The 24,919-nt window shown below is 42.0% G+C and carries 22 protein-coding genes; 19 read left to right on the forward strand and 3 right to left on the reverse strand.

Features of this window, described 5'->3' with window-relative positions:
• The first annotated feature begins 12 nt into the window (after nucleotides 1–12).
• The 7 genes from sigW (at nucleotide 13) to NYE65_RS13600 (ending at nucleotide 7,979) form a co-directional block, all read left to right on the forward strand.
• Nucleotides 13–576, forward strand: a complete 564-nt coding sequence (gene sigW, locus NYE65_RS13570) for an RNA polymerase sigma factor SigW (RefSeq protein ID WP_048685727.1) — start codon at nucleotides 13–15, stop codon at nucleotides 574–576.
• A 16-nt stretch (nucleotides 577–592) separates the two neighbouring features.
• Nucleotides 593–1,216, forward strand: a complete 624-nt coding sequence (locus NYE65_RS13575) for an anti-sigma factor family protein (RefSeq protein WP_264640007.1) — start codon at nucleotides 593–595, stop codon at nucleotides 1,214–1,216.
• A 220-nt stretch (nucleotides 1,217–1,436) separates the two neighbouring features.
• Nucleotides 1,437–2,261 (forward strand): diadenylate cyclase CdaA, encoded by an 825-nt coding sequence (cdaA, locus tag NYE65_RS13580; protein WP_034304935.1) that lies wholly within the window; start codon nucleotides 1,437–1,439, stop codon nucleotides 2,259–2,261.
• Nucleotides 2,254–3,621 carry a CdaR family protein gene (locus NYE65_RS13585; protein ID WP_340861046.1) on the forward strand — a complete coding sequence of 456 codons (1,368 nt, stop codon included), beginning with the start codon at nucleotides 2,254–2,256 and terminating at the stop codon, nucleotides 3,619–3,621. Before cdaA ends, NYE65_RS13585 begins: the two co-directional genes overlap by 8 nt.
• Nucleotides 3,622–3,677: 56 nt before the next feature.
• Complete coding sequence (gene glmM, locus NYE65_RS13590; protein ID WP_063574534.1) at nucleotides 3,678–5,027, forward strand: phosphoglucosamine mutase; 1,350 nt, start codon at nucleotides 3,678–3,680, stop codon at nucleotides 5,025–5,027.
• A 466-nt stretch (nucleotides 5,028–5,493) separates the two neighbouring features.
• A complete protein-coding gene (gene glmS / locus NYE65_RS13595; protein WP_034304927.1) occupies nucleotides 5,494–7,296 on the forward strand; it encodes a glutamine--fructose-6-phosphate transaminase (isomerizing) in 1,803 nt (600 codons plus the stop codon).
• Between the two features lie 311 nt (nucleotides 7,297–7,607).
• Nucleotides 7,608–7,979: an iron chaperone gene (locus tag NYE65_RS13600; RefSeq protein WP_340861047.1), complete on the forward strand. Its 372-nt coding sequence runs from the start codon at nucleotides 7,608–7,610 to the stop codon at nucleotides 7,977–7,979.
• 111 nt (nucleotides 7,980–8,090) lie between these two features.
• Here NYE65_RS13600 and NYE65_RS13605 read toward each other — a convergent pair whose 3' ends face one another.
• Genes NYE65_RS13605 through NYE65_RS13615 form a run of 3 tightly spaced genes read right to left on the reverse strand, consistent with a single transcriptional unit; the run spans nucleotide 8,091 to nucleotide 11,577 of the window.
• Nucleotides 8,091–9,125, reverse strand: coding sequence for a sensor histidine kinase (locus tag NYE65_RS13605; RefSeq protein WP_340861048.1), 1,035 nt, complete (start codon nucleotides 9,123–9,125; stop codon nucleotides 8,091–8,093).
• Nucleotides 9,122–9,796: a response regulator transcription factor gene (locus NYE65_RS13610; protein ID WP_340861049.1), complete on the reverse strand. Its 675-nt coding sequence runs from the start codon at nucleotides 9,794–9,796 to the stop codon at nucleotides 9,122–9,124. Before NYE65_RS13610 ends, NYE65_RS13605 begins: the two co-directional genes overlap by 4 nt.
• 23 nt (nucleotides 9,797–9,819) lie before the next feature.
• Nucleotides 9,820–11,577 carry an ABC transporter ATP-binding protein gene (locus NYE65_RS13615; RefSeq protein WP_340861050.1) on the reverse strand — a complete coding sequence of 586 codons (1,758 nt, stop codon included), beginning with the start codon at nucleotides 11,575–11,577 and terminating at the stop codon, nucleotides 9,820–9,822.
• Between the two features lie 354 nt (nucleotides 11,578–11,931).
• Here NYE65_RS13615 and NYE65_RS13620 point away from each other — a divergent pair, with 354 nt between their 5' ends.
• The 12 genes from NYE65_RS13620 to hydA all read left to right on the forward strand — a co-directional run bounded on the left by NYE65_RS13620 (nucleotide 11,932) and on the right by hydA (nucleotide 24,881).
• Nucleotides 11,932–13,101 (forward strand): ATP-grasp domain-containing protein, encoded by a 1,170-nt coding sequence (locus NYE65_RS13620; RefSeq protein ID WP_340861051.1) that lies wholly within the window; start codon nucleotides 11,932–11,934, stop codon nucleotides 13,099–13,101.
• 13 nt (nucleotides 13,102–13,114) lie between these two features.
• Nucleotides 13,115–13,420 (forward strand): hypothetical protein, encoded by a 306-nt coding sequence (locus NYE65_RS13625; protein ID WP_340861052.1) that lies wholly within the window; start codon nucleotides 13,115–13,117, stop codon nucleotides 13,418–13,420.
• Nucleotides 13,404–14,210, forward strand: a complete 807-nt coding sequence (locus NYE65_RS13630; protein ID WP_340861053.1) for a methyl-accepting chemotaxis protein — start codon at nucleotides 13,404–13,406, stop codon at nucleotides 14,208–14,210. The genes NYE65_RS13625 and NYE65_RS13630 overlap by 17 nt, the downstream gene beginning before the upstream one ends.
• Nucleotides 14,207–14,380: a methyl-accepting chemotaxis protein gene (locus tag NYE65_RS13635; RefSeq protein ID WP_340861054.1), complete on the forward strand. Its 174-nt coding sequence runs from the start codon at nucleotides 14,207–14,209 to the stop codon at nucleotides 14,378–14,380. Before NYE65_RS13630 ends, NYE65_RS13635 begins: the two co-directional genes overlap by 4 nt.
• Nucleotides 14,381–14,416: 36 nt before the next feature.
• Nucleotides 14,417–14,797 (forward strand): hypothetical protein, encoded by a 381-nt coding sequence (locus NYE65_RS13640; RefSeq protein WP_340861055.1) that lies wholly within the window; start codon nucleotides 14,417–14,419, stop codon nucleotides 14,795–14,797.
• 564 nt (nucleotides 14,798–15,361) lie between these two features.
• Nucleotides 15,362–15,562: a cold-shock protein gene (locus tag NYE65_RS13645; protein ID WP_034304915.1), complete on the forward strand. Its 201-nt coding sequence runs from the start codon at nucleotides 15,362–15,364 to the stop codon at nucleotides 15,560–15,562.
• Nucleotides 15,563–16,038: 476 nt separating this feature from the next.
• Entirely contained in the window at nucleotides 16,039–16,410 is a 372-nt protein-coding gene (locus tag NYE65_RS13650; protein ID WP_230134312.1) for an ArsR/SmtB family transcription factor, read from the forward strand.
• Nucleotides 16,403–18,526 carry a heavy metal translocating P-type ATPase gene (locus tag NYE65_RS13655; protein ID WP_340861056.1) on the forward strand — a complete coding sequence of 708 codons (2,124 nt, stop codon included), beginning with the start codon at nucleotides 16,403–16,405 and terminating at the stop codon, nucleotides 18,524–18,526. Before NYE65_RS13650 ends, NYE65_RS13655 begins: the two co-directional genes overlap by 8 nt.
• Nucleotides 18,527–18,797: 271 nt before the next feature.
• The gene (gene hflX / locus NYE65_RS13660; RefSeq protein WP_034304908.1) at nucleotides 18,798–20,063 is read left to right on the forward strand and encodes a GTPase HflX; all 1,266 of its coding nucleotides are present in this window, start codon (nucleotides 18,798–18,800) and stop codon (nucleotides 20,061–20,063) included.
• A 712-nt stretch (nucleotides 20,064–20,775) separates the two neighbouring features.
• Nucleotides 20,776–22,134, forward strand: a complete 1,359-nt coding sequence (locus NYE65_RS13665) for an NAD(P)-dependent oxidoreductase (RefSeq protein ID WP_445670449.1) — start codon at nucleotides 20,776–20,778, stop codon at nucleotides 22,132–22,134.
• A 27-nt stretch (nucleotides 22,135–22,161) separates the two neighbouring features.
• Nucleotides 22,162–23,448 (forward strand): NAD-dependent dihydropyrimidine dehydrogenase subunit PreA, encoded by a 1,287-nt coding sequence (gene preA, locus NYE65_RS13670; protein WP_328177923.1) that lies wholly within the window; start codon nucleotides 22,162–22,164, stop codon nucleotides 23,446–23,448.
• Nucleotides 23,449–23,462: 14 nt separating this feature from the next.
• The gene (gene hydA / locus NYE65_RS13675) at nucleotides 23,463–24,881 is read left to right on the forward strand and encodes a dihydropyrimidinase (protein ID WP_340861058.1); all 1,419 of its coding nucleotides are present in this window, start codon (nucleotides 23,463–23,465) and stop codon (nucleotides 24,879–24,881) included.
• Nucleotides 24,882–24,919: the final 38 nt, after the last annotated feature.

Consider the following 24,919-nt stretch of genomic DNA (forward strand, 5'->3'; position numbering starts at 1 on the left):
TAATACCGGAAAATGGATGCACTCATTAAAGAGAGAATTAATCAAGTATTAAAAGGAGACCATAATGCCTTTGGGGAAATTGTCGAAATTTACAAGGACAAAGTTTTCCAAATATGTTTCAGGATGCTCGGAAACAGGCAAGAAGCAGAAGATTTGGCTCAAGAGGCCTTTGTAAGGGCCTACGTGAACATTCGAAGTTTCAATATAACAATGAAATTTTCTACATGGTTATATCGGATTGCGACCAATCTTTGTATTGACCGGCTTCGCAAGAAAAAACCGGACTACTATCTGGATGCAGAGGTGGCAGGAACAGAGGGATTGAATATGTATTCCCAAATTGCATCGGATATGGCGAAACCCGAGGAAGAGGTTGAATCATTAGAACTGCAGGAAACCATTCAAGTGGAAATAATGAAATTGCCCGAGAAATACCGATCGGTAATCGTATTGAAGTATATTGAAGAGTTATCTCTAAAGGAAATCAGTGAGATACTCGATTTGCCGGTCGGTACGGTTAAGACGAGGATACATCGCGGTCGCGAAGCCTTGCGTAAACAACTACGCCATTTATAAAAAGAAGGTGAGAAAAATGAACTGCCATGAGGAAATCATTGAATATATGCATGATTATTTAGATGAGGACATCAAACCGGAGCATAAAGAAGTTTTACGGGAGCACTTGCATGACTGTGCTGAATGCCGGGATTACTTTCATGAAATGAAAAAGGCGGTCGCTCTTGTACAAAGCACTTCCCATATAAAGGCCCCGGATGATTTTACAGCGAGGGTTATGGCTCAATTGCCAAAGGAAACGAAAACAACAGGTGCCAAACGTTGGTTCAAAAGCCATCCTTTCATGACAGCGGCAGCGATGTTCATCATATTGATGACAGGATCTGTTTTTTCCACTTATAATCAGGACGAACATTTTTCAGTTTCAAAGCAGCCTAACTTAGTGGTCGAAGGTGAAACGGTTATTGTGCCTGAGGGTGAGACAATCAAGGGAAATGTGGTAGTTCAAAATGGTAATATTCAAATAGATGGTGAAGTAGAGGGAGATGTGACAGTCATAAATGGGCATAAGTATATGTCTAAAGCAGGTAATGTGACTGGAAGCATCCATGTTATTGACCAAGCTTTTGAGTGGATGTGGTATAAAGTGAAGGACACTGCAACCTCGTTGGTTCCTGCCAAAGAGGAGAAAAAGGAATAAGGAATAGAAGCTGGGCAGGGGCATCGTTTTTGATTTACGATGACTTCGCCCAGCTTTATTTTTTAAAGGTAGGTGAACCATTTTTAATGGTTCTTTTTTCCTGTGTAAATTTCTCACACTAGTTTTTAGATGAATCATTTAAAAAATGGTATACTATTAAGGTTATTGTAAATAAAGATTGTTATTGGTATTTGGAGTAATACTGACTGGAGGAAACAACATGTCTTTAACCAATTTGACTGTTTGGGACTATGTAGTAAATTTCATTGATATTCTCCTTGTATGGTTTGTGATATATAAATTGTTAACTATTATTCGAGGCACGAAGGCTATTCAGCTGCTAAAAGGAATTTTTGTAATTGTCATTGTAAAAAGCTTAAGCAACCTGTTTGGTTTCAATACACTCGGATGGTTAATGGCACAAGTCATGAATTGGGGAGTATTGGCAATTCTCGTCATTTTTCAACCTGAACTGAGAAGGGCACTTGAACAATTAGGACGCGGGAAGCTCTTTGCAAGGGGCACCGTTCCAGAAGAGAATCAGCAAGAGCGTTTAGTCGAGGAAATCCTAAAGGCGTCCACCTATATGGCAAAAAGGCGGATTGGTGCCTTGATTACGATAGAAAAAGGTACGGAGCTGGGAGATTATGTTGAAACGGGGATACCCCTGAAATCCTATATTTCTTCAGAACTGCTCATTAATATCTTCATCCCTAATACGCCGCTCCATGATGGTGCAGTTATTTTACAAAATAACCAGGTGGCAGCTGCCGCTTGCTATTTGCCATTATCGGAGAGTCCATTCATATCAAAGGAACTTGGCACACGGCATAGGGCAGCCATAGGCATGAGTGAAGTTACGGATAGTCTGACGATTGTCGTATCAGAAGAAACGGGAGGAATATCCGTCACTAAAAACGGTGAACTTTACCGGGATTTGAATCAAGAATCATTTAGGGCCATGCTTACAAGTGAACTGGTAGTGGAAAATATCAAATCAACTTCCTCAAGCATCTTTAACTGGAGGGGGAAAAAGAATGGATAAATTCACCAATAGCGCTTGGTTTATGAGAATCGTAGCTTTTGCCTTGGCAGCACTTTTGTTCATTTCCATTAACTTTGAGATGGAGTCGGATAAAAAATCCCTTGGTTTATCGACTGCCCCTGAAATCAGTACGGAGACCATCGAAAATGTACCGGTTGAAGTGTACTATGACCGTGAGAATCTAGTGGTGAGCGGGGTGCCTGAAACAGTTGATGTTACTCTTAAGGGAGCAAAAAGCCTATTGATTAATGCGAAAAACCAAAGGGATTTTAAAGTGTATGTTGACCTTTCTGATCCTGCAATCTCAATGGGGGACAGAACTGTCACATTTAAAATAAGTGATTTGAATGAAAAGTTAGTGGCGACGATCGATCCGGAATATGCGGAGGTCAACGTGCAGGAACGGGTGACGAAGGAATTCTCCGTTGAGGCCGAGTATAACAGCTCTTTACTTGAAGAGGGGTATACAGCCGGTCAGCCAACAGTCAGCCCGAAAACTGTTAAAATAACGGGTGCTAAAGATGCAATTGAACAAATTTCCTATGTAAAGGCAAACCTTGAAATAAGTAAGGGACTTAACGAAACGGTGAACAGCAAGGCAACCGTTAAAGCCTTGGACAGGGATTTGAATAAGCTGGATGTGACAATCGAGCCATCTTCTGTTGCCGTTTCCTTAAAAGTGAGTATTCCTTCCAAGACGGTGTCGATAGCACCGAAGCAAACAGGCAAGGCAAAGGATGGAATCAGGATCACGAGTATAAGTGTCGATCCAAAAGAGGTCACCTTATTTGGTTCGGAAACGAGCCTGGAGAAAATAGATGAAATAAATCTTCCTGTAAATATCTCGAAAATTGATGGTGATACAGAACTGGAACTCGATCTTAATAAACCGGATAGTGTACAAAAAATGTCCTTGGGTAAGGCGCAGGTCAAGATTCGTACAGAAAAAGTTGATGTAGATGAAGAGAATGCAGAGCCAGTCGTGGAAGAGGAAGAACCAGAAAACGAACAAAAACAAGAAGAACAAGTAGTCGAAGAAAAACCAGAACCAGAAGAAGAAGATGAACCGGCTGCCATTGAGTCCAAAACTTTCAACAATATACAAATAGTTCCTGTGGGCATACAGGATGACCAAGATGCTGAATTGGAATCCGATGTAACCAGCATCACTTTGCTTGGTGAGGCGGATGATTTGAAGAAAATAACTAAAGACGACATTAATCTTACAGTAGATGTGAGTAATTTAGATGAAGGTACGCATGATGTGGATCTGGCGGTAACAGTGCCTGAGGGAGTGGAATGGGAACTGGATTCTAAAACGGTTTCGGTCACCATCACACAAAAAGACGAAGAGACATGACCTTCCTTTAACATCATCATTAAATTCAGTAACGATTCGAAGAAGGAGCGATAAAGATGGGTAAATATTTTGGAACAGACGGAGTAAGGGGTATAGCGAATAGCGAGTTAACACCGGAGTTGGCATTTAAACTAGGCCGTTTTGGTGGCTACGTTCTTACTAGAAATACAGAAAAACCCAAAGTGCTTATAGGGCGCGATACTCGTATTTCAGGTGAAATGCTGGAAGGTGCGCTTGTTGCAGGTCTTTTATCCATTGGGGCTGAAGTGATGCGCCTGGGTGTCATTTCGACACCGGGAGTAGCCTATTTAACAAAGGCCTTAAGTGCTGAAGCAGGTGTCATGATCTCCGCTTCGCATAATCCGGTAGCGGATAATGGCATTAAATTCTTTGGACCGGATGGATTTAAGTTATCCGATGATCAAGAAGCGGAAATTGAAGCACTATTAGATAAGGAAAAGGATGAGCTTCCACGCCCGGTTGGCGGAGATTTAGGCCATTTGAACGATTATTTCGAAGGAGGGCAAAAGTATCTCCAGTATTTGAAACAATCAGTGGATGAAGATTTTACAGGCATTCATGTTGCTCTTGATTGTGCACATGGGGCTACATCTGCCTTGGCCATGCATTTGTTTGCAGATCTTGATGCAGACATCTCTACAATGGGGGCATCGCCCAATGGCTTGAACATTAATGATAAGGTAGGTTCCACCCACCCTGAGGCACTTGCTGAATTCTTAAAAGAAAAAGGTGCGGATGTTGGGCTTGCATTTGATGGCGACGGAGACCGCGTCATTGCAATAGATGAAAAAGGAAATATAGTGGACGGCGACCAAATCATGTATATCTGTGCGAAATACTTGAAAGATAATAACCGTTTGAAACAGGGAACAGTGGTTTCTACGATCATGAGCAACCTTGGTTTTTATAAAGGTCTTGAAGAGCATGGTATACAAAGCGCCCAGACGGCAGTGGGGGATCGCTATGTGGTCGAGGAGATGCGTAAAGGCGGCTATAACCTTGGCGGAGAGCAATCCGGACATATCATCTTCCTGGACTATAACACGACAGGAGATGGCTTATTGACGGGCTTGCAGCTTGTGAACATCATGAGCGACACCCAAAAAACCTTATCCGAGCTCGCTGGCGAGATGAAGAAATATCCACAAACGCTGGTCAATGTCAGAGTTACCGATAAACACGCAGTAACAGATAATGAAAAGGTACAGGAAGTCATCAAGGCAGTCGAAGGGGAAATGAACGGAAACGGCCGCATTTTGGTGAGACCATCCGGTACTGAACCTCTAGTCCGTGTTATGGCTGAAGCACCGACAGCTGAGGAATGCACTAATTATGTAGAGCGCATCGTCGCAGTTGTAAGAGCGGAAATGGGAATGAACGAATAACTAATCCTATGCATAAAAGGAACGAAATTTCCTTTTATGCATATTTTTATAAAGAAGTCTTTTTTGTTGGTAAAGGTAATTAAGAATTGACCTATGTCCCTTGTTTAAGGTATGATTATCCTGATTTACAACTCATTTTCTAAAAATGGTTGGTTTTAAAAAGGAGGGTAGGCAAGGAGAGAATGGATTCACAAAAGCGCCTGAACTGAGTCTGGACGAGAAATGACTTAGTTGACGAGGAGGAGGTTTATCGAATGATCGGCGGATACCTCCCGGCTGAAGTGCACAGCCGCAGTAATTCCAATCTTAAAACAGTAGGGCAACTTACTGCACAAAGGGTCGGAAATGCACAATGGGAAAAAGTGCTTTAGGGCATTTCCTTTATAAAAATATATATCAGAGATGAGGGGGCAGGGATGCCCCCGTGCATTCCTGTTCCCTCGAATCGGTTGGAGGAACAGAAATTATGTGTGGAATTGTTGGATATATTGGACTTAACGATGCAAAGGAAATTTTATTAAAAGGTCTTGAAAAACTTGAATACCGCGGTTATGACTCTTCAGGGATTGCTGTGAGAAATGAAGCAGGAGTGACAATCTTTAAGGAAAAGGGAAGAATAGCGGACTTACGAGCAGCCGTGGATGAAAATACTATGGCGCATACCGGAATTGGACATACGCGCTGGGCTACACATGGTGTGCCAAGCCGTGAAAATGCCCATCCTCACCAAAGTAATTCAGGTCGATTGACTTTAGTTCATAATGGTGTCATTGAAAACTATGCGATTCTAAAACGTGAATATTTGAAGGATGTTGCCTTTAAAAGTGAAACGGATACGGAAGTCATCGTTCAACTCATAGAGAAGTTCGTGAACGAGGGTATGGAAGTGGAAGAGGCGTTCCGTCAAACACTCACTCTATTAGAGGGTTCATATGCCATTGCCCTATTGGATGCTGAAAATGATGAAACCATCTTAGTCGCCAAAAATAAAAGCCCGCTGCTGATCGGTGTCGGAAAAGACTTTAACGTTGTCGCTTCGGATGCAATGGCGATGCTGCAAGTCACAGATCAATTCCTTGAACTGATGGATAAGGAAATGGTTATCGTGACAAATGAAAAGGTAACGATCAAGAACCTTTCCAACGAAGAAGTCATGCGTGCTCCTTACACGGCTGAACTGGATGCAAGTGATATTGAAAAAGGTACGTATCCTCACTATATGCTCAAGGAAGTCGACGAGCAGCCAGCCGTAATACGTAAAATCATTCAAGCATACCAAAATGAAGAAGGTAAACTTGCAATCGACTATAACATTACTGAAGCCGTAAGTGAGGCTGACCGTATTTATATCATCGCTTGCGGAACTAGCTATCATGCAGGGTTGATTGGTAAGCAATTCATCGAAAAAATGACTGAAATTCCGGTTGAGGTCCATGTGGCATCGGAATTCACTTACAATATGCCGTTATTATCGAAAAAACCGCTATTCATCTTCATTTCACAAAGTGGTGAAACTGCAGATAGCCGTGCCGTGTTAGTGTCCATCAAAGCGCTTGGTCATAAAGCCCTGACCATCACGAACGTACCTGGCTCTACATTGTCACGTGAAGCGGATTATACGCTCTTGCTGCATGCAGGTCCTGAAATTGCCGTAGCCTCTACAAAGGCCTACACAGCCCAAGTGGCAGTCTTATCCATCTTGGCGAATGTAACTGGCCAATTCCGTAACATGGAGTACGGTTTCGACCTTGTAAAAGAGCTTGGAATCGTTGCGACGGCTATGGAAGCACTATGTGATTCGAAAGAAGAGATGGAAGACATCGCCCGTGAATATTTGTCCGTTACGAGAAACTGCTTCTTCATCGGCCGTTCCCTTGACTACTATGTTGTACTTGAAGGGGCACTTAAGCTGAAGGAGATTTCTTACATCCAGGCGGAAGGCTTTGCTGGCGGAGAGCTTAAACATGGAACGATTGCCTTGATTGAAGAAGGTACACCTGTCATAGCCCTTGCTACTCAAGCAGGCGTCAACCTAAGCATCCGTGGTAATGTGAAGGAAGTGGTTGCCCGTGGCGCCAACCCTTGCATCATTTCCATGAAGGGTCTGGAAGAAGAGGATGACCGTTTCGTCATCCCGGAAGTGAATGAACTATTAACACCCCTTATCTCTGTTATCCCGCTGCAGCTCATTGCCTACTACGCAGCCTTGCACCGCGAATGTGACGTGGATAAACCGCGTAATCTCGCGAAAAGTGTAACGGTTGAGTAAGTTGGAATGAATGCAATGTAGATTATAAAAAGTTGCGAAGCTTTACCCCTTTGGCTATGATTAGCCAAAGGGGTATTTTTTATGTTTAAAACAACGAGAACCTCTCAAGGGATTAGAAGACTGAGGTAATATGAATCGGTGTGCAGTGTAATGAAATCTATCAAATCCATCAGTAGGTAGTCATGGCATCCATTAGAAGAATGTAATGATATTCCTATGGTGCATATTGAAAGAAACCCATATTGGCATTAAATTTAGGTGATGTTGAAAATGAATTCTTCATAAAATTTTTTTATTTAGGAGAGAATAGCATGGAAGTCTTTGCAGAATTTTTAGCGAATATGGATAACCCGCAACATAGGGAACGAACGGAAGAAGTCCTGGCTTGGGTAACTAGGAAATTTCCAAATCTAATGCCGAAGATTGCGTGGAATCAGCCTATGTTTACCGATCATGACACATATATTATTGGCTTTAGCGTAGCCAAACATCATTTGGCTGTTGCTCCTGAAAAGGCAGGGATCGATCACTTCTCTGATGTAATCGTGCAGGCTGGCTATGATCACACCAAGCAGTTGGTACGCATCAAGTGGGACAGTCCGGTTGATTACTCATTACTTGAGAAAATGATTGAGTATAATATTTTTGATAAAGCAGACTGTTCAACTTTTTGGCGAAAATAATAAAATTATTAAGGGTGAAAACCAACAAATAGATTATAAAAAAACAGCTGCCATTGTAGCTGTTTTTTTATTACCTATGATTTTGAATAAACTTCAAAATGACAAAATCTTTTACGAAATAGGAAGCAGAATGGTGAAGGTCGTTCCCTTTTCGAGTTCGCTTTTCACGGATATGTTCCCTTCATGCATCTCTATAATCTTTTTCACGATGGATAGTCCTAAACCGCTGCCGCTTTTTGAGCGTTCCCTTGCCAGGTCGGCTTTATAGAATCGCTCGAATATATGGAACTGGTCGGTTTCGGAAATGCCGATTCCATTGTCGGATATCGTTATGGATGCCAGGCTATCAATCTGTTGTAATCGAATCGTGATCTTTCCGCGATGGCGGGTGAATTTGATGCTATTGTGTATTAAATTTGTCCATACTTGGCTCATCAAATCCTGGTCTGCCACTATTGGAATCTTTTCCAAGGCTATGTCCAATTCGAGTTCTTTGTCCAACCAAGCGGGTTCACAAGCCAAAATAATGGTCCGTATTTGCTGATCCAGCCGGAAATCTGTCCTTTCAAAAGGATGATGCTCGGATTCAAGGGATGTAAGCTTTAGAAGGTTATCACTTAATTTGGATAATCTCCTGCTCTCTGTCTCTATTATATGAAGATAATGATTTCGTTCTTCGATTGTCAGCTTATTAAATTGAAGTGCTTGGGCAAATCCTACAATGGAGGTAAGGGGCGACTGTATTTCATGTGAGACGTTAGAGATGAACTCCTGCCGCATTTCTTCCATTTGCTTCAATTGTTTGGCCATGTGATTGAAGTGGTTAATGATATCGGTCATTTCGTTTCTCTTGTCCATATTAAAATCCAGTTGTACATTATAATCGCCATTTGCTATTTTCCTTAAGGCATCTATGATTTCTAGGTAAATATTTACCCGTTTATTATGATGGATAGCATGGATAAGGTGACCAATTAATATCATGATTGCGATGCTTGTCACGATTGTAGCCAGATACCGAACATAATTGGTTAACCTTAAGGGCAAAAGCTCAATGATATAGTACCCGGCGGAAAAGGAAATTGAAATAAACGTTACAAAAAACAGCATGCCAAGCATTTGTTTGAAAAATCGATTGCCTCTCATCTCGTTATCTCCAAACGGTAGCCCAATCCCCAAATCGTTTTAATCCGGAAGGGGAATTCCGATTCAGGAAACCGTTCCCTCACTCTTTTTATATGAACATCGACAGTTCGTTCATCACCTTCATAATCATAGCCCCAAATGTCTTCGATAAGATCTTCCCTGGAAAAAGTTTTTCCAGGATAGCTTGCTAATTTAAACAGCAATTCGAATTCTTTTAATGGAATCGTATATTCCTGTTCTTTGAATGACATTTCATGCGTGTTACGATTCATCTTTAATTCGCCGATATTTAATGTTTGTGAAATAGTGATTTTATACCGTTTTAATAATGCCTTTATTCTAAGAACCAATTCGATCGGTTCAAATGGCTTTACAAGATAATCATCTGCCCCAAGCCCGAATCCTTTTACTTTTTGCGTTGTTTCCCCTTTTGCAGTCAGCATTAAAATGGGGATATCACTAAATTCCCGTAACTCTTTGCATAATTGCCATCCATCCATGTTAGGCATCATTATATCGATGACTGCCAAATCGATTTTCACTTTTTCCATTACTTTCAATGCTTGCATTCCATCTGACGCTTCATATAGATTAAAGCCTTCTTTTCTTAACAACAGGTTTATAAGTTCGCGAATATGTGCATCATCATCGACTATCAATATTTTTGTCATCCTTCTTCTTTCCTTTCGGCGAATTAGGCTAGTTCAAGCTTGTGCAACTGCTGTTCAGCAAATTCGCGATATAATGAGTGCGTATTATATAGCTCTTTATGTGTTCCGCTGCCTGTTATTTTCCCTTTTTCAAGAAAGATGATTTGATCCGAACCGATAACGGTCGATAGGCGGTGGGCGATGACTATTGTTGTTCTTCCTTTCATTAAGTGATTTAATGCCTGTTGAACCACTTTTTCTGATTTGCTGTCCAGGCTGGAGGTAGCCTCATCCAGCATTAATATTTTCGGGTTTCTTAAAAATGCACGGGCGATTGCAATTCTTTGTCTTTGACCGCCTGATAATTTCATGCCCCTTTCACCGACCTCTGTATCATATCCGTTCGGAAGCTCAGAAATGAATTGATCTGCATACGCCATTTTAGCCACTTGATTTAATTCATCATCTGTTATATCCCGATTGATGCCATAACAAATATTATCTCGAATTGTACCGGATACAATCGGGCTTTCTTGTGAAACATATCCAATCTGGCTTCTCCATGAAAGCAGTGTGAAATCATTTATGGATGTCCCGCCTATGGATATGGATCCTTCCTGTGGTTTGTAGAAACGCTCGAATAATGAAAAAAGGGTCGTTTTTCCGCTGCCGCTTGGGCCGACTATTGCAGTGACCTTACCGGCCTCAACGTTAAAGCTTATATCTTTAAGTACCTGTTCTCCATTATTGTAACTATAGTTCAGGTGATCCACGCTGATGGATTGACTCATATTTTGAACGGGCTGCTTCGCATCTTCTTCCTCCACAGAATCCAGAATGGAAATGATGCGCTCTGTTGCACCCGTTGCTTTTTGGAATTGTGTAAAGAAACTGGCCAATTGAGCCATTGGCATGATTATTTGGAAAAGATACATGATGAAAGCAACTAAAGCCCCAGCAGTCAGTGCTCCTGAAGAAACACGCATTCCCCCATAACCTAAAATCAGGACCAGTAATGCCATCATGACAAAACTCATTAGCGGCGCAATCAACGCTTGGATTTTTGCCTCTTTCAATCCGAATTGAAATAATTTCTGGATTCCTTTTTGGCCATTTTGATATTCCAAAGCTTCTGCATTTGATGCTTTAACAAGACGTATTTCCGTTAGAACCTGCTGAAGGACTGCGGTGAAGCTTGCTGTCTCGTCCTGCATCCCTTTTGATATTTTGTGCATTTTTTTCCCTAACGGCATTAATATCAAAACAGAGAGCGGAATTGCAGTGAACATCAATAATGTCATTTTCCAATCCAGTACGAATAACACGATCATGGAACCTACGATGGAAATGATTCCTGTAACGAAATTAGAGAGATGTTCAGAGATTAATCCCTTCACTACAGTTGTATCATTTGTCATTCGGCTGACTGTTTCCCCCGATGGATGATCATCAAAATAACTCACGGGCAATACAAGTAATTTTTTCCATAGTTGATCGCGGATACCTGCCACTACGGATTGACCGATCCGATTTAATAAATAGATGGAAAATCCACTGGCCAATGCTTGAACAATGATGGCAACAACGAGAAGTGTGATTCTTTCAGCGTTTAGTGAACTGACTGAAAAATCATTGATTAGATTTTTTGTGAATAATGGGACTAATAAAGCTACACCTGTTGTGCCTAGGCTTAATGCTAATGCAATCCCTATCATTAGTTTGGAAGGCTTCGTTTGTTGAACCAATCGAACGAACTGGCGCCATCCTTTTTGTTTTTTTGCTTCTGACATATGTAAATACATCCTTTCTCTATTTTCATTACAGAGAAGTATATAAAGAAGTTATGAATTAAATATGAACGAGTCTTAGTTATTCCACGAAAATTTTGGTGAACCTTTTCTGAATGATAAATTTGCAAAAATATGGCGGACACTTAAAATAGTGTTTGCTTTTTTTTATGAAGATACAAGGAAATTAAATATTCGATGGTTAACGGTAAGGAATATGTGTAAGGATCTCAAGTTTATGACTGATAGGTAAAAAGATATAGTGATATCTTGATTTTAAATAATAAATACCTATATAAGCTAAAAACTTACCGGTTTTAACCGATTAAATATGGAGATACAAAAAACAGTACAAGTTAGGTGGAAAAAATGATTATTTTGAATGAGTCGATTATGTCGCCAATTCTTCTAAAGGTGTTAGAGGAACAGCAAATCCCAGTATTGGAACAAGGTCAATGGGGAGACACATTAACATCAGAAAAGCTAAACATTCAAAAGGATACAGAATTTTTCAAGTCCATGGATATGGACAAAAGAATTCTTACAAACTCTGAAAATGGCATAACACTACTAGGGCATTTTCAACCGGATAGCAATGAATACATTTGGTCAAAGTTATTGAAGGATAAGAGCCAGGTGCGAAATTTGACGAAATCTTTATATCCTGATTTCTATTTCCAAGATATCGATTTATCCATGATAAGTGAGCTGGATATAAATCAAATACCGTTTCCGGTAGTTATCAAACCCAATATTGGCTATTCCAGTGTAGGTGTGCACAAAGTCAAGAATGAACAGGATTGGGATATAGCCGTGAACCAGCTTAAAGCGGATTTACTTCATTCGGGTGGATTATATGATTCAGAAGTGGTCGGATCCCAGACCGTTTTGATAGAAGAGTGGATTCAGGGTGAAGAGTATGCCATTGATGGTTATTACAATCAAGATGGTGAACCGGTCATTTTGAATGTCTTCAAACGATCATTCAAGGATGATTACGATACTTCCGATCGAATTTATTATACTTCGAAGTTGGCCATTGATGAAATCTATCATGATGCACTGAAGTTCATGAAGAATATCCAAACGGTCCTTCCGCTTAGGAATTATCCTGTACACTTTGAAATCCGCAAAAAGGGAAGCCGGGTGATACCCATCGAAATCAATCCCCTGCGTTTTGCTGGGGCGGGTACAACGGATCTAGGTTACCATGCCTATGGAATGAATATGTATGAACATTATTTTTCAGGAACGAAACCCGATTGGAATCGAATGTTGGAAGAGATGGACGATCGAATATATAGCTTTTTCTTTGCAGAGGTTCCACTTGAAATAAATCCGGAAGATGTTGCACGTATTGATCATGATGGACTTCGTCATGAATTCGAACATGTGTTGGAATATAGGCAGCTTCCTTTTCAAAATGACCGGAGCGTGGCCATCATCTTTTATAGAAGTGAGGATTTGAATGAAAATCTCCAATTGCTTCATTTGGATTTAATACCATATTTGACTATAAAACACCTGGTTTTCAACTAAGGGGGGCATGGAAATGAGATTTTCAAAGCTGAATCCTAAAAAATCTCTAGTGGCAAAACTATTCTTGTTTTACATTATTCCTTTCGTGATTTTCGCAGGGGCCATGGGCCTTTGCTTTTCCTATATTACTAATAAAATGATCAATGGGAATGTCCTTCCGCAATTCGATGATCGCCTTTCTGAAAATGCCCACAGTTTAGCAGCGAGCCTCAATCCCACTTTGATAAACAAGGCTTCTGAACGGGGCGAAGAGATTAAGCGGAAACTGGATGCCTTTGTTGAAGATAAAAAGGGAATTGAATATGTTTATGTTGAATGATGCCGACATGATTGTAGCCTTGAGCGGCAGCGATGACTATATGGTGGAATCCCCCTTCACACCGGAACAGGCAAAATCGATAAATGCAAGCGAAGACGTCTTGAGTGAAATATATAAAGATAAGTGGGGAACACATAAGTCGTACTTTACGCCAATCGAAGGAACGGACGCGATTGTCGGAATCGATATGGATGCAAGCTTCATTGATGAATTGAAAAGCACAATGATATTCTATAATATCTTATTTCTTGCAAGTGCTGTTATATTGGGTGTGCTATGCGCCGTTGTCATCGGGAAAAAGATCTCGGGACCCGTCAATGAACTAGTTGGTTACACGAATGAAATGGCAAAAGGGGACTTAAGTAAATCGATTCCCGTTGGCAGAGAGGATGAGATTGGCGATTTGTCAAATGGATTCGAAGATATGAGATTAAGTTTGTCCCATATTATCCAGAATGTCCGTGAACACGCACAAACGATGAATCAAACGACAGTTTCCATTCAGAAATCCTTTGAAGAGATGGTGGAATCCTATGGCCAGATAGTGACGGGGACAACGGAAGAAGCAAAGGCTTCGGAAGAACGTGCCCATCATATTGACCGGATTTCCAATATGATCAGTGACTTAACGGATACGATCCGTTTAATGAACGAGCAAACGAATGAAATGAATGAATTTACGATGCATGCAAATACACTTGCTGAACAAGGGAGTAAACAAGTGCAAGATGTAACGAGCCAGATGGATAAAATCATGGAAAACGGCCAAGCGAATAAAGCCAATTTGTGAGCCTGGAAGAGGATGTAGTGAAGATAAATGAAGTGATTGGCTTAATAAGGGTGGTTGCTTCCCAAACGAACCTGCTGTCCCTGAATGCAGCCATAGAAGCGGCACGGGCGGGTGATGCTGGCAGAGGTTTTGCCGTAGTCGCTCAAGAGGTGCAAAAATTGGCTGTGTAAACCGATGAATCCACCGATATCATTTCAGAATCGATCATGCGGATTAATGAACAAACAGCCAAAGTCATCCAAAATAATGATGAGAGTTTTCAGGATATACTAAATGGTGTTTCCTTAGTGGAAAACAATGGCGAGATTTTCAATAAGATATTCGAATCCGTAGAGAAATTGCTGAAAGGCACAGAACAATTGGCCGCCCATTCGAAAAAAATCAATGAGTCTTCGGATGAAAGCCTGGCATCCATACAGGAAATTGCGGCGATTTCCGAAGAAGGAGTCGCAACAACGGAGCAAATCTCGGCAGCTGCCATTCAACAAAGTACCATAATGGCTGGATTGAAGGAACAAAATGAAGATTTAGCAAAAGAATCGGCGATTTTAGAAGAAATGGTGGAAAAGTTCATTACGGAAAAATAAATATTTGATGTAAACATCTACAAAGACCTTTCTTAATTTTGTTTACGGGAGGTTTTTGGAGACAAAATGGGTTCTATCTGAGTTTTTAAACATAGTTGATTGGAGCGGGTGTTCGAGACTCCTGCGGGAAAGCGGGTCCAAGGGAGACCCCACAGCGCTAAGCGCGTCGAGGGAGGACCGCCCGGAGGGGAAATCAACGTTCCGTTTTACACCCCCTCAAAAAAATGTAGAAAATATCGAGTTTATCTACACTATGAAACCTCTTTAAATTAGTAAACGAGAGGTTTTTGTTTGGATGAATGTATGTATGTATGTAAGAGTTCATGTGTAATAGATAGAGTCACTTTCATTACTGCTTTTTTTATAGAATTTAGAGAGTATTAAAAATTGCTGGAAAAAAGTTTCCCCAAACTATTTGCAATCGCTACCATTTAATGTTATGCTTAGTCTTAATTATTTTTGTTCGGTACTAAGGATACTAAAAGTACTACTTTTCGTTTTCGATGATGACTTAGAGCAAGGATAGTAATACATTGTGCTTAGATGCACTAGGAGGCAACAACAATGGAACAAGGTAAAGTAAAATGGTTTAACGCAGAAAAAGGTTTTGGATTCATCGAACGCGAAAACGGAGACGACGTATTCGTACATTTCTCAGCTATCCAAAGCGAAGGTTTCAAATCTTTAGACGAAGGCCAAGAAGTTACTTTTGAAGTAGAACAAGGTCAACGCGGACCTCAAGCTTCTAACGTTCAAAAAGCATAATTTCGATAACAAAAAAAGACGGATCCTTTTTAAAGGGTCCGTCTTTTTTTTGTTTTGTGAAAATACATGACAAAAAACCCTGCTAAACGATAAGCAGGGTAAATGGTACAAGTAAAGTAAAACGCTTAAAAAGGTTTGACTAAGTATATCATAGTTTTTCTATAAAATACTAAATTAAATATATTATACGTATCAAGGTAACGATAGGTAATTACTGAAATCATTGATTGAAGGGACGTAAAGGAATTTGTCCCTTCTTTTTTTTGCTGAAGATCAGGGAAGAGGGCAGCATGACCTTTTTGTTAGCAAAAAGGGAAACAAAAAAACGATGGCCCACATATAAAAACATATGAGCATTTTCATTAATTTCTTTGGGAAGGGGAAAAGATTCTTATACATTCAAATATGGATTTGAATATTCAGGGAATTATGTTATATTATAATCAAACAAAGATTTGAATGAGAGGTGTGAGAAGATGACGGAACTGAAAGATATATGTGATGTTCACCTGCATGATGAAGTGAAGGTCAATCGCATTCAAGGGGAAATGGCCCAGGTGGATATATCCAGCATGTCGAAGCTGTTTAAGGTTATAGGCGATGAAAATAGGGCGAAGATAGCTTATGCGCTCTGTACGGACGAGGAATTGTGTGTGTGCGATCTTGCCAATATCATTGGTGCTTCGATGGCGACGACGTCACACCATCTTCGTACCCTTTATAAACATGCAATCGTAAAATATCGAAAAGAAGGTAAGTTGGCTTTTTATTCTTTGGATGATCACCATATTAAGCAATTGATTCTCATTGCATTAGAACATCAGCAGGAGGTAAGGGTCGATGGCTGAATCCCCAATGAAAACATATCGTATCCAGGGTCTATCCTGCACGAATTGTGCGGCTAAGTTCGAGAACAATGTCCGTGAACTAGAGGGTGTGAAGGATGCCAAAATCAACTTTGGCGCCTCGAAGATATCGGTACAGGGCAGCGCGACCATTGAACAGATTGAAAAGGCGGGAGCTTTCGATAACCTGAAGATCCGCGGTGAACAGGAACAGGCAACTCAAAAGGAACCATTTTGGAAGCAAAAAGAAAATATTAAAGTGGTGTTTTCGGTTATCATATTGCTGGTCAGCTGGATATTGGATAAGCGATATGCTGATGGAAGCATCATGCCGGTAATCGGTTATGCAGCTGCAATCGTAGTTGGAGGATATTCATTATTTGTCAATGGTTTGAAAAACCTTGTAAGGCTTCGCTTTGATATGCACACCCTTATGACGGTTGCCATCATCGGGGCGGCCGTGCTTGGTGAATGGGGCGAGGGCGCGACCGTCGTCATTCTATTTGCGATAAGTGAAGCATTAGAAAAATATTCGATGGATAAGGCGCGTAATTCCATCGAATCATTAATGAACATCGCACCTAAAGAAGCTTTGATCATTAGAGGGCATCATGAAATGATGGTTGCTGTTGATGAGGTTGAAGTGGGCGACATCATGATCGTTAAACCTGGTCAAAAGCTTGCAATGGATGGCCGGATCATGAAGGGCGCCTCGACACTTAATCAAGCAGCCATTACTGGTGAATCCGAGCCGGTTTTTAAAACGGTTGAGGGTGAAGTATTTGCCGGAACCCTAAATGGTGAAGGGCTGCTCGAAGTGGAGGTCACGAAGCGGGTCGAGGATACGACGATCGCAAAAATCATCCACCTTGTTGAAGAAGCACAGGCCGAAAAGGCTCCTTCCCAAGCCTTCGTGGATAAATTCGCGAAATTTTATACGCCGGCCATCATGCTCATTGCCCTGGCCATTGCGGTATTACCCCCGATCGTGATGAACGGGGATTGGAGTGAATGGATTTATCGGGGATTGGCTGTACTGGTTGTCGGCTGTCCTTGTGCTTTGGTCATTTCCACGCCCATCGCCATCGTGACAGCAATCGGAAATGCTGCGAAACACGGTGTGCTGATTAAAGGCGGGGTCCATTTGGAGGAAGCTGGAGCCTTAAAGGCAATCGCGTTTGATAAAACGGGTACTTTAACAAAGGGCGTACCTGAGGTGACCGATTTCAAAGTGTTATCTGATGTGTTGAATGAACAGGACGTGCTGGCCATCGCCGCTGCTTTAGAAAGCAGATCACAGCATCCCCTTGCCACGGCCATTCTTCAAAAGGCGGAAACCTACGGCGTGGACTATCATTCTTTATTGGTAGAGGATTTCACTGCGATCACCGGTAAAGGGATAAAAGGGAAAATCAATCAAGAAATCTATTACATTGGTAAACCCCACCTTTTTGTGGAAGAGGCAGGTTTCGTTTTCTCTGATGATGTGCTTAAATTAATCAGTGGCTATCAAAATACAGGGAAAACGGTGATGGTGCTTGGCGATCAAGTGAAGCTCCTGGCACTCATCGCGGTGTCTGATGAAATAAGGGAAAGCAGTAGGGAAGCCATTCGGAAACTGCATGCTTTGGGCATTGAAAAAATGATCATGCTGACTGGCGATAATATCGGAACGGCAAATGCGATTGGAGCGGCAGCTGGCGTTCATGAGATTGAGGCGGAGCTATTGCCGCAGGATAAATTGACCATCATCAAACGATGGAAACAAAAATACGATCGAGTGGCCATGGTAGGAGATGGTGTCAATGATGCTCCGGCCTTGGCAGCTTCCACGGTAGGAATCGCAATGGGCGGTGCGGGCACGGATACGGCCCTTGAAACAGCCGATATTGCCTTGATGGGTGATGACTTATCGAAGCTGCCTTATACAATCCGCTTAAGCCGCAAAACATTAAAAATCATTAAGCAGAACATCACGTTCTCATTGGTGATTAAAGTCCTGGCCTTATTATTGATAGCGCCGGGCTGGTTAACACTTTGGATGGCGATTTTTGCCGACATGGGTGCGACGCTATTAGTTACATTGAACAGTCTTAGGTTATTGAGAATAAAAGAATAGAATAATATGGGCTCCCTGGTGCATCTTAAGGTGCACCAGGGAGCTTTTATTTTGAGCTTTCCAATTGTTTCATGTGAAACTTTGAAAAAAATAGTCGGTCGTCATATTTTTTGTTGAAAGTAAAAGGAAGTCCAATAAAAACACTTTGCTAAGGGCAGCAACCTTTATGCAAGCGATGCCTGGTATGCTACAATGTGGCTCGCTTTTAGGCAGCATGACAGTTTGTTTAAGTATAATATAGGGAGTAAGGTATGTACGGAAGGGATTTGAAATGATGGAATTACAGCAGAGGGCAATTTTGGTTGGAGTCAATCTCAACGGTTCAAAGGATTTTGAGTATTCGATGGAGGAATTGGCCAATTTAACGGAAGCATGTGAGGTAGAGGTTGCAGGGACCATCACACAAAATTTGCATCGGGTGAACTCATCACATTTTATCGGTACCGGGAAGATCGAGGAAGTGAAAAATCTCGTTGAGCATAAAGAAGCTAATGTCGTCATTTTTAATGACCAGCTCTCCCCTTCGCAACTTCGTAATCTTGAGAGGGACATGGATTGCAAGGTGATTGACCGGACAATCTTGATTCTGGATATTTTTGCGCATCGGGCGAAAACGAAGGAAGCACAGCTTCAGGTAGAAGTGGCAAAGCTGCAGTATATGCTCCCGCGTCTCGTTGGTTTAAGGGAGTCACTAGGGCGTCAGAGCGGCGGGGTCGGTACAAACAAAGGAGCAGGTGAAAAGCAGTTAGAGCTTGACCGCAGGAGGATCGAGGAAAATATAAGTGTTTTGAATAAAGAACTGGAAGACCTTGTTGCACACAGGCAAACGCAGAGGAAACAGCGGAAAAAGAATGCCATCCCAGTCGTATCCTTAGTCGGTTATACCAATGCAGGTAAATCTTCGATCATGAATGCACTGATTGAGATGTTCCATCCAACTGCCGAAAAGCAGGTGTTGGAGAAGGATATGCTGTTCGCTACGCTTGAGACGTCCGTCCGAAACATTCCGCTGCCGGATAAAAAGGAATTCTTATTGACGGATACGGTGGGATTTGTGTCTAAATTGCCGCATCATCTAGTGAAGGCATTCCGATCCACATTGGAAGAAGTGGTAGAAGCGGATCTGTTGATCCATGTTGTCGATTTTTCCAATCCTAATCATGAGCAGCAAATAGAGATAACGGAAAAGACTTTAAACGATATAGGCATTAAAGGGATTCCGACGATCTTTGCGTATAATAAAGCGGACCTTACTGATTTGGATATCCCTCAGGTGAATCGTGGCTCTGTATATATGTCAGCAAAAAACAAAGTTGGCATCGAGGAATTGATAAATCAAATTCGCAAGCATATTTTTGTCGACTATACCCACTGTGAAATGCTGATTCCATTTGACCAAGGGCAGCTGGTTTCTTATTTCAATGAAAATGGTCACATAACGGAAACAGAATATGAGGCAATCGGTTATCGAATAAAGCTTGAGTGCAAGAAAACGGATTATGAGAAATATAAACGATACGTTATACATCCGGAATGAACCTGCTTGTTAATAAATTTTTAATGGGTTGTTGATAAGTGGAAAATTCGATTCGTTAATGTGGATAACTTTTGGTGAAGTGCCTCTGTTCTGCAAAAACAAAGAGAATAACACCATATAATATGTGAATAAGTTGTGGATAAATGTGAAAAGACCCAGGAAACCAAGAATTTTCGTTTCTGGGCTTTTTTTTATGTGGACAAAGTGTTGATAAGCAGGTAATCGGAACAAATCAGCCAAAAATATCAGTAAGTATGATGAAAAGTAAGTTTGGATGTAGAAAAATGACGAGGCTTATCACTTATTGTTAGGAAATATAACATGGATATTACATATTGCAAATTTAGTGCCTGGAAATACTTTACACTTTGTATAATGTAACTTGCTTTTCAACATTATAGAATAAAGAATACTCAATTCTCTGATTTATAATCAGGATTTGAGTTTTTAAGATTAGTAGGGGGGGCTTTTTGTGTTTGAAGGAAACAGGGACCGGGCGTGGCCAGTGAGAGAATGAGAGAGAAAATAATAAACAAAATGAGAGATTCTTGGCTGGGAAATCGCCATGACTTGTTAGGTGATTAAATGGATGGAAACCATGTTGGCAATGCTTTCAATCGTTTAAATATGAGGACAGTAGAGAGAATGCACGCAATTCCTCCCTTTTTATTTTTCAAAAATAAATGTTTGGAAGGAGAAATAGTGGATGAGTATGACGAGCCCGTTAAAAGGTGGTCTAGAGATTAACTTTCAGGAAGCGGAGAGGGGATTATCCCCAAGGGAAGCTTTGGAAGAATCGAATCGATGTTTATACTGCTATGATGCCCCATGTATCCAAGCCTGTCCGACCGGAATAGATATTCCCGGTTTTATCAAGAAGATAGCTTCAGGTAATTTTAAAGGGTCGGCCAAGACAATCATGACGGCCAATCCTGTCGGTGCCAGCTGTGCGCGGGTATGTCCGACTGAAGAGTTATGTGAGGGGGCATGTGTCCTGAACCATTCTACAAAGCCGATCATGATCGGCAATCTCCAGCGTTATTCCACAGATTGGGCCATCCAAAATAAACAAGCCCTATTCAAGGCCGGGAAGAAGAATGGCAAAAAAGTTGCCATTGTAGGAAGCGGTCCGGCGGGTTTGTCTGCAGCAAGGGAGTTAGCCTTGCTTGGCTACAGTGTAACCATTTTCGAAGCTGAAAAGAATCCAGGCGGATTAAATACTTACGGAATTGTATCGTTCCGTTTACCTCAGAGCATTTCTTATTGGGAAGTCGAACAAGTAAAGAGTTTGGATGTTGATATTAAAACGAATACACGGGTCGGGGTGGATGTTTCCGCAAATCAGCTGACTGCCGACCATGATGCGGTCATTTTAGCGATAGGCATGTCCGATGTTCCTAAGCTTGGGATTGAAGGGGAGGATTTAGCTGAAGTTTATGATGCAATCGATTTCGTAAAGACAACGAAAACAGGGACAATCACTGATAAATTCATTGGGAAGAAGATGGCGGTGATTGGGGCTGGAAACACGGCGATCGATGCCGCGACCTGTTCTATTCGCCTGGGCGCCGAACAGGTGAGCATTATTTATCGTCGTACCCAAAAGGAAATGACTGCCTATGATTTTGAGTATGAGTTTGCCAAACAAGAAGGTGTCGGTTTTCACTGGCTGACTGCCCCCTCCAGGATCCTATCGGATGAAAGCGGTCAGGTAACTGGTATCGAGTGCGTAAAAATGGTGCTTAGCGAGGCAGGTGAAGATGGCCGGCGCCGTCCAGTCCAAATTACCGGATCAGAGTTCGTCATTCCGGTCGATGGCGTCATTCGTGCCATAGGCCAATCCAGGTATATAGGATTGATTGAACAGTTCGGCATTCAACATGATGATGGCGTCGTGACATTGGAGGGTGATTCCTACAGGACATCGAATGAAAAGATCTTTGCGTGCGGTGACGTGATCTTCGGAAAAGGCCAAGGTGAGGCAATGGTTGTTTCAGCTGCCCAGCAAGGGAAAAAGACAGCCTATGAAATTGATTCGATTTTGATGGGCGGAGCGGTGGATATTGCTTAAATAACTATGAAAAATAGGAGGCTTATCATGGCTGATTTATCAATTGATCTTGCAGGTATTAAATCTCCCAATCCTTTTTGGCTTGCTTCAGCACCACCTACTAATTCGGGTTATCAAGTTCAGCGTGCATTTGAAGCTGGCTGGGGAGGAGCTGTTTGGAAGACATTGGGTGACCCCATCCTGAATGTCTCATCACGTTTTGCAGCGGTCAGTTTTAATGGACAAAGAGTTGCCGGGTTCAACAATATAGAATTGATAACGGACCGTCCGCTGGAAGTGAATCTGAAGGAAATATATGAAACGAAGAAGAGATTCCCTGATCATGCAATCATTGCATCGGTGATGGTGGAGCCACAACAGGAAAAGTGGCATGAGATCATCAAGCGCATAGAAGATGTAGGGGTCGATGGTTACGAGTTGAACTTTGGCTGCCCGCACGGTATGGCTGAGCGTGGGATGGGAGCTGCTTCGGGACAGGTTCCAGAACTGGTTGAAAAGCAAACATACTGGGCGAAGGAAGCTGCATCCAAGCCCGTCATCGTCAAGCTTACACCCAATATAACCGACATTACGGTTACGGCTGAAGCGGCGGTGCGCGGCGGTGCGGATGCAATAAGCATGATCAATACGATCAACAGCTTGGCAGGAGTGGATATCCATTCATGGAATACGATTCCCCATGTAGGCGGCAAGGGTGCTCACGGAGGGTATTGCGGTCCAGCTGTGAAGCCGATTGCTTTGAATATGGTGGCAGAGTGTGCAAGGAATAAAATGATCAATGTTCCCATTTCGGGAATTGGCGGCATTTCAAATTGGCAGGATACGGTGGAATTTTTGCTGATGGGTTCGACTGGAGTGCAAATTTGCACAGCTGCCATGCATCACGGTTTTAGAATAGTTGAAGACTTGATCGATGGACTGTCCAATTATCTTGATGAAAAAGGGATATCCTCCGTAATGGATATTGTCGGTAAGTCCGTACCGCGCTATTCCGACTGGGGGAACTTAGATCTTAATTATAAGGTCGTTGCGCGCATTAATAATGATGTGTGCATTAACTGCAATAAATGCCATATTGCGTGTGAAGATACATCGCATCAATGTATAGATATGTTAAAGGACACGTCAGGCAGCTCATTTTTGAGAGTGCGCGAAGATGATTGCGTAGGCTGTAATCTTTGCTCGATCGTCTGTCCGGCCGATGGGGCGATCGATATGATCGAATTGACAAATGAATTGCCGCCAATGACGTGGAATGAACGCCAATCGTTCCTTGGGGGCATAAGCAGTGAAAGTGTTGATTTCGTAAAATGATGGAGGGGTCGAATATGAAGAAAATCATTAAAAATGGAACGATTGCAACGGCTTTAGATACGTATCAAGCGGATATATTGATTGAAAATGAGAAGATTGCCATGATTGGCAAGGACCTGTCGGCTGAGGGGGCTGAAATCATTGATGCAAAAGGCGCATATATTTTTCCGGGGGGCATAGATCCGCATACCCATCTCGATATGCCGTTTGGCGGGACAACGACAAAGGATGATTATGAAACAGGTACAATCGCTGCTGCATATGGAGGCACGACAACGATCATCGATTTTTGCCTGACCGAAAAAGGGGTGCCTTTAAAGAAAGCAATTGAAACATGGCATGAAAAGGCCAATGAAAAGGCGGCCATAGATTATGGTTTTCATTTAATGATCAGTGAGATTAATGATGAAGTATTGGCTGAGTTGCCAAGTATCATCGATAATGAAGGGATTTCGTCCTTTAAAGTATTCATGGCTTACAAGAATGTTTTTCAAGCTGATGATGCCACGCTATACCGCACTTTGTTGCAAGCAAAGGAACTTGGCGCACTTGTTATGGTTCATGCTGAAAATGGTGATGTCATCGATTATCTTACAAAGCAGGCGCTTGCCGAAGGGAACACTGATCCAATTTACCATGCATTAACAAGGCCTCCGGAGCTTGAAGGGGAAGCAACTGGACGTGCAGCTAAACTGACGGAAATGGCAAATGGCCAGCTCTATGTCGTTCATGTCACCTGTGAAGATGCGATTGAAAAGATCACTGAGGCAAGGAATAAAGGGGTGGATATTTGGGGTGAGACTTGTCCGCAATATTTGGTTCTTGACCAGTCTTATCTTGAAAAGCCCCATTTTGAAGGATCTAAGTATGTATGGTCCCCGCCGTTAAGGGAGAAGAAAAACCAGGAAGTGCTATGGAATGCTTTGAAAACGGGGCAGCTGCAAACGATCGGCTCCGATCAATGCTCTTTTGACTTTAAGGGACAGAAGGAACTTGGACGTGAAGATTTCACGAAAATACCGAACGGCGGCCCAACGATAGAGGACCGCATGAGTATCCTCTTTTCTGAAGGGGTCATGAAAGAGCGCATTACCTTGAATCAATTCGTCGACATGACCTCTACACGTGCTGCCAAACTATTTGGATTATTCCCTAAGAAAGGGACGATTGCCGTAGGCTCGGATGCTGATATTGTCATTTTTGACCCGAAGGTTGAAAGGGCCATTTCTGCAGATACTCATCACATGGCGGTGGATTATAATGCGTTTGAGGGTATGGAAATTACGGGTGAGCCGGTTTCCGTTTTATCGAGAGGTCAATTCGTCATTAAAGACAAACAATTTGTGGGCGAAGCTGGAAAAGGCCAATTCTTGAAACGGGCAAAATATAATTCGGCGTTGAAGCCGGATACCGGGAAAAAGCTTACAGTCTGACTTCGGTAAGGAATCTTGCAAATTAAATTAGGGGGATT

It is taken from the genome of Peribacillus sp. FSL R5-0717 (assembly GCF_038002945.1).
Classification (GTDB): Bacteria; Bacillota; Bacilli; order Bacillales; family DSM-1321; genus Peribacillus; species Peribacillus frigoritolerans.